The sequence below is a fragment of the Mesorhizobium sp. M4A.F.Ca.ET.020.02.1.1 genome, assembly GCF_004022645.1.
Taxonomy (GTDB): Bacteria; Pseudomonadota; Alphaproteobacteria; order Rhizobiales; family Rhizobiaceae; genus Mesorhizobium.
Map to the genome: position 1 here is coordinate 1 of NZ_RZOI01000376.1, position 5,814 is coordinate 5,814.

Consider the following 5,814-nt stretch of genomic DNA (forward strand, 5'->3'; position numbering starts at 1 on the left):
ACCTTCTCGATCGACGTCGACACCGCCTCCTATTCCTTCGTACGGCGCTCGCTGAAGGAAGGCTACCTGCCGCAGGCCGACACGGTCCGCGTCGAGGAGATGATCAACTACTTCCCCTATGACTGGAAGGGACCGGAAGCGGCCTCGACGCCGTTCAACTCGACCGTCAGCGTCATGCCGACGCCGTGGAACGAGCACACCAAGCTGATGCACGTCGCCATCAAGGGTTTCGACGTCAAGCCGACCGAGCAGCCCAAGGCCAACCTGGTGTTCCTGATCGACGTGTCGGGTTCGATGAACGAGCAGGACAAGCTGCCGTTGTTGCAGTCGGCCTTCCGCCTGCTGGTCAGCAAGCTCAAGCCCGACGACACCGTCTCGATTGTCACCTATGCGGGCGACGCCGGCACGGTGCTGATGCCGACCAAGGTCGCCGAGAAGGACAAGATCCTGTCGGCCATCGATCATCTGCAGCCTGGCGGCTCGACGGCGGGCGAGGCGGGTATCCGGGAAGCTTACAAGCTTGCCCAGCAATCCTTCGTCAAGGATGGCGTCAACCGTGTGATGCTCGCCACAGACGGCGACTTCAATGTCGGCCAGACAGATGACGACGACCTGAAGCGGTTGATCGAGCAGGAGCGCAAGACCGGCGTCTTCCTGTCGGTGTTCGGTTTCGGACGGGGCAATCTGAACGACCAGATGATGCAGACCATCGCGCAGAACGGCAACGGCACCGCCGCCTATATCGATACGCTCGCCGAGGCCGAGAAGGTACTGGTCGAGGACGCGTCCTCGACGCTGTTCACCATCGCCAAGGACGTCAAGATCCAGGTCGAGTTCAATCCGGACAAGGTCTCGGAATACCGGCTGATCGGCTATGAGACCCGCGCGCTCAACCGCGAGGATTTCAACAACGACCGCGTCGATGCCGGCGATATCGGTTCCGGCCATTCGGTGACCGCGATCTACGAGATCACACCGAAGGGCAGCGGCGGCGAGCAGATTGACCCGCTGCGCTACGGCCAGGCGACGGTCAACAATGGCGGCGTCGCCAATGCCGACGAATATGCCTTCGTCAAGATCCGCTACAAGCTGCCCAACGAGGACACCTCGAAGCTGATCACCACGCCGGTGACATCGGCCAACGAGGTCCAGTCCTTCGACCAGGCCGGCACCGATCAGCGCTTCTCGGTCGCGGTCGCCGCGTTCGGCCAGAAGCTGCGCGACGAGGATGCGACCGCGAAGTTCGGTTACGACAAGATCATGGAGATTGCCACCGCCGCCCGAGGAGCCGATCCGTTTGGCTACAGGTCGGAATTCTTGTCGCTTGTGCGCCTTGCCTCGGCGCTGGGCGGTAACCGGTAGTGGCAATAACGGCCGGCTCCTTTCAGACGGGATCGTTCTGATACGGGGGAGCCGGCCTACGGGCGGGTGAGGCAGGCCGGCAAGGAAAACCTTGCCGGCCTTTTTTTGAGGATCTGTCGAGATTCAGGCAAGGCGGCCTGCAAACGTCGTCGTCCTGCGCTTGCGGTGCTCACGCGCGGTTCTCAGACCTCCCAGTTTGTTCGCTTCGCGCCCGTCTTCGACTCCGGCTCGGCCTGACCTGAATCTAAACAGATTCCAAACCCGGCTCCCGATTTCGGCAGATCGTTAAATTGCGTGGTTTTTCGGGAAGATGATCGCAATCCCCTCTTGTTACGAAGAGCTAATAGACAGGCTTGTGGGGGGCCAAAGTTGCAGATCAGGTTCATCGCGAATTCGACGCCAGCGGCAAGGAACGCGCAGGCGCCGGGAGCGACCGTTTCACCGACGCCATCGGCGGAATCCCGACGCATCAAGAGCGATGTCGATGCCGCCCGCACCACCGCGATGTCGGCCCTCAACAACGACCGCTTCCGCGTCATGCTGGAGCAGATCAGCGATCCCGGCGCATCCGGCGCATTGGTGACGATGGGCAGCGACGCCGGCAGCACCACCGACATCAAGACAGCACTGTCGCGCTACGCCGAAAACAGCGAATAGCCGAAACGGCCGATTGGTTCAGGCCCGCCCGCGACGGCGTTCGCGGCGAGCTTCGCTGGTCTCGGCGGTGTTAGGCGTCGCCACCTTGTTGCGCATCGGGCCGATGCGCTCGACGATCGTGTCGATGGTCGGGCGGCTCGATCTGGTGTGGGCGTCGAGCGCCTTGCGCATGGCGGCAAGATGCTGGAACGAGGTGCCGCAGCAGCCGCCGACGATCTTGGCGCCGGCATCAACGGCGAGCCTGACATAGTCGGCCATCAGTTCCGGCGTGCCGGAATAATGGATCTCGGTGCCGCGGAATTCCGGGATGCCGCAATTGCCCTTGACGATCACCGTCGCCTCCGGCCTGGCTTCGGTCATGTCGAGCAGCGAGGCCAGGATGTCGGACGCGCCGACGCCGCAATTGGCCCCGACGCCGAGCGGATCTTGCGACAGCCCGTCGACGACACCGTGGATGTCCTTCGGCAGCAAGCCCATCATGGTGCGGCCGGCGGTGTCGAAAGAGCCGGTATAGGTGTAGGGCAGGCCGACGCGGATGGCGGCCTCGGCCGCGGCGCGGATTTCGTCCGGTGCCGACATGGTCTCGATCCAGGCGACTTCGGCGCCGCCCGCCTTGAGGCCTTCGATCTGCTCGGCGAAGGCGTCTACCGCCTCGTCATAGGTCATGGCGCCGAGCGGCACCAGCAATTCGCCGGTCGGTCCGACAGAGCCTGCGACGATCACCTTGCGGTTAGCCTTGTCGGCGACCGCGCGCGCGATTTCGGCGGCGCGCTTGTTCAACGCATGTACGCGATCCTGGGCATGATGCAGCTTCAGCCGGTGGCGGGTGCCGCCGAAGGAGTTGGTCAGGATGATGTCGGCGCCAGCATCGACGAAGTTCTGGTGCAGGCTGGTGATGGTGTCGGGCGCGGTCTCGTTCAGCAACTCCGGCGCTTCGCCGGCTTCCAGGCCCATGGCGAACAGATTGGTGCCGGTGGCGCCATCGGCGAGCAGCACGCCCTTTTCGGCAAGCAATGCCTCGATCGGGTTGGTCATGATGACATACGCCTTCCGGGAGTTCCAAGCAGGTTTCGCTTCGCTCCGCCTGCTTGTTGTTCTATTGCTTCAGGTTCTGCTCGCAAAACCGCGAGGGCACTTTTGCGGAATCTGCTATCGAGATAAGGATATAAAGAACTCTTTATATGACGTCAATCTCAAAGCCGGCGGTCAGCCGTCAAAATTGGACCTCAGCCAGCCTTTGCGCGAAGCTCGCCGCCTCATGCGCATTGATGTCGGCGGCGCGGATCAGATTGTCGAAATGGCTGGTCAAGGTGCGGATCGGCTGCGTGGCATTCAGCACCAGATACATGTCGCCGACATAGATGGCGGCTCGGTAGGGCCCGAAGATGGTGTAGGGGATCGAGTAGCGCATGCGCCCGTCATAGAGGTACAGGCGGAAGGTCGGATAGAGATCATCGAGCAGTGTCGCCATGTGTAGAAGCTGCTGGCGGCGCTCGGCCTCGGGAAAGCGGTCCCAGACGCCTAGCCCGCGCGCGAAGATCTCGAGCGTGTGGCGCGGCATGCAGACCTCCATGTCGGTCTCCGGGCGCCTGGTATAGTCGATGCGGTATTGCGTCTCGCCCGCCTGCGCCTCGCGGCTCTTGTTGGTGATGTTCGCCTCGTAGTCGACCAGCGCCTCGGTGCGCAGCAAGTCGGGAATGCCGGCCGGTACGTAGCGGATTTTCGTTCCCGCCGCCTCGGAGTGCCATTTGGCGAGCAGCGTGCGGTCGAAGCCGTCGGGGGCCTCCTCGATCTCCAGGCTCTCGCGGATTTCGCCGGTGACGCCTTCGTCATGGCTCAGGCCTAGCAGCCAGTCGAGTGACACTTTGAACTCGGCGGCGATGTTGAGCAGCGTCTCCGCGCGGGGCAGTCGGGTCGACGTCCCGGAGAGCAGTTGCGACAGCGCCGAGCGGTCTATGCCGACCGCTGTCGCGAAAGCCGACTGGTTCAGGTCCGAGCGTGTCAAGAGCAATTTCAGGCGCTCTCGGAAGAGAGTCGACAGGTCGCGCTTGTCCATCATGCTGCTCCAGCTTTGGAGAGGAAAAATTTGCGCCGAAGCCGAATTGAACGTGGCTCAGGCGTAAATGAATCCTCCGTTTTGTTTACAATGTATAACATATGCGGCTGAAAATGCGCACTCGCAACAGTTTGTGCGCTTTGTCGCGTTGCGACAACGGCAGGCTCCTGACACAATGCTGTCAGGAATCAAAGTGGTTCCGGCGACTGGAGGGCAGTGGTCGATCGCATGGCAAGCATGACTAAGAGACGTAGCAGTGCAGCGGCTATCGAATGGCCGACCGTGTTCTTGGCATTTTTCTGCTACGGCACCTGGCTCGCCACCGGCTTCCTTCTCTGGCCATCCTATCCGATACTGGCGCTCGGCGCCCTGGCCCTGACCGCCGCGCTGCAATCCTCGCTGATGCACGAAGTGCTGCACGGCCATCCGACACGCAATGCGCGGATCAATGAAGCCTTTGTCTTCCTGCCGATCGGCGTGGTGTGGCCGTTCCGCCGCTTCAAGACGATCCATCTTCGCCACCATGCCGACGAGCGGCTGACTGATCCGCTTGACGATCCGGAGAGCTATTATCAGGCGCTCTGGATGCATGAGGAGTTGCCGCCGGCGATGAAATTCCTGCTGAAGGTCAACAACACGATGATAGGCCGGCTCATTCTCGGTCCGTGGCTGTCGTCGATCGGTTTCTTCATCGACGACGCCAAGCAGATTGCTGCCGGCGACAAGGCGATCCGCAAGGCATGGCTGCTGCACGCCGTCGGCCTTGCCGTAGTCGTGCCGATCGTGACGTTCGGCTTCGGCATTCCGCTGTGGCTCTACATCCTGGTGCCGGTTTGGCTCGGCCAGTCGATGATTTCGATCCGCACCTATGCCGAGCATCAGTGGTCGGAGCATCCGGAAGGGCGCACGGTGATCATCGAGCGCTCGCCGCTGTCCTTCCTGTTCCTCAACAACAATCTGCATTTCGTTCATCACAAGAGCCCGACGGTTGCCTGGTACAGACTGCCGAAGCTGTTCCGCGACCGCCGCGAGGAGTGGCTGCGGATGAACAATGGCTATGCCTACCCGAACTATTTCGCGCTGCTCAAGGCGCATGCCTTCAAGGCGAAGGAGCCAATCGTCCATCCGGTGCTGCGGCGCGCGCCGGAGCCGGGCCGGGCATTCAAGCCGCGGGTTCGGGCGCGCAACGTCAATGGGCTAGGCAGCGCGCCGGTTCCGGCCGAGCCGCCGAAGGAATGATCCCGGTATAGCCGCCACGCGGCATCTATGCTGCGGGCGGCTCGCGTCCGCGATCTTGTCAGTTTTCCAGAACAGCGGTCAAATCCAGGCATGAGCGAATTCGTTGCGGCCTTGCCGATGTATGATCGGACGTGGTAAGCGCAAAAAAGCCCGGAAATTAAGGCGTTCCGGGCTTCCTGATTTTTGAATGTGATACTGATGTGATCCTGTCATCCGCCCGCTAGTGCGGCGTCGATCATAATGGGCCAAGCGTCATCAACCTCCATATGCTCGAACGCGGCGGCGATGTAGCCGCCGTCTTCCTCCGCCTTCGACACTGCGTCTAGCATTGCTTGGGTCGGCTCGCGCATGGCCTGGATCGCCGCGCGGGCTACTGCTTTCATGTCAACGTCGCCGTCGATCAGGAACGTGTTGCCGTCGTCGCGAACGTAAACGCTATCGCCAGCCTTGATTGCCTCGATCGCTGCCGATGCGACTTTGTCGACCATGCTGGTCATGTC

6 protein-coding genes are annotated in these 5,814 nt (G+C 61.9%); 3 read left to right on the forward strand and 3 right to left on the reverse strand.

Annotation, left to right across the window (positions count from 1 at the left end; genetic code table 11):
• Both EN742_RS21530 and EN742_RS21535 read left to right on the forward strand, forming a co-directional pair.
• A partial coding sequence (locus tag EN742_RS21530; RefSeq protein WP_148670184.1) for a von Willebrand factor type A domain-containing protein occupies nt 1-1,362 on the forward strand: 1,362 nt, incomplete at its 5' end.
• Between the two features lie 369 nt (nt 1,363-1,731).
• Nucleotides 1,732-2,019: a hypothetical protein gene (locus EN742_RS21535; RefSeq protein WP_126054107.1), complete on the forward strand. Its 288-nt coding sequence runs from the start codon at nt 1,732-1,734 to the stop codon at nt 2,017-2,019.
• A gap of 18 nt (nt 2,020-2,037) precedes the next feature.
• On the opposite strand, the gene bmt is transcribed toward EN742_RS21535, so the two are convergent.
• Together bmt and EN742_RS21545 are read right to left on the reverse strand one after the other, a co-directional pair.
• The gene (gene bmt / locus EN742_RS21540; RefSeq protein ID WP_126054108.1) at nt 2,038-3,054 is read right to left on the reverse strand and encodes a betaine--homocysteine S-methyltransferase; all 1,017 of its coding nucleotides are present in this window, start codon (nt 3,052-3,054) and stop codon (nt 2,038-2,040) included.
• A 178-nt stretch (nt 3,055-3,232) separates the two neighbouring features.
• Nucleotides 3,233-4,075, reverse strand: a complete 843-nt coding sequence (locus EN742_RS21545) for a helix-turn-helix transcriptional regulator (RefSeq protein WP_126054109.1) — start codon at nt 4,073-4,075, stop codon at nt 3,233-3,235.
• A gap of 228 nt (nt 4,076-4,303) precedes the next feature.
• On the opposite strand from EN742_RS21545, the gene EN742_RS21550 reads away from it, so the two are divergent.
• Nucleotides 4,304-5,314 (forward strand): fatty acid desaturase, encoded by a 1,011-nt coding sequence (locus EN742_RS21550; RefSeq protein WP_127420988.1) that lies wholly within the window; start codon nt 4,304-4,306, stop codon nt 5,312-5,314.
• A gap of 209 nt (nt 5,315-5,523) precedes the next feature.
• Here EN742_RS21550 and EN742_RS21555 read toward each other — a convergent pair.
• Nucleotides 5,524-5,814 (reverse strand): hypothetical protein (locus tag EN742_RS21555; protein WP_210214472.1); only part of this gene is annotated, 291 nt, incomplete at its 5' end.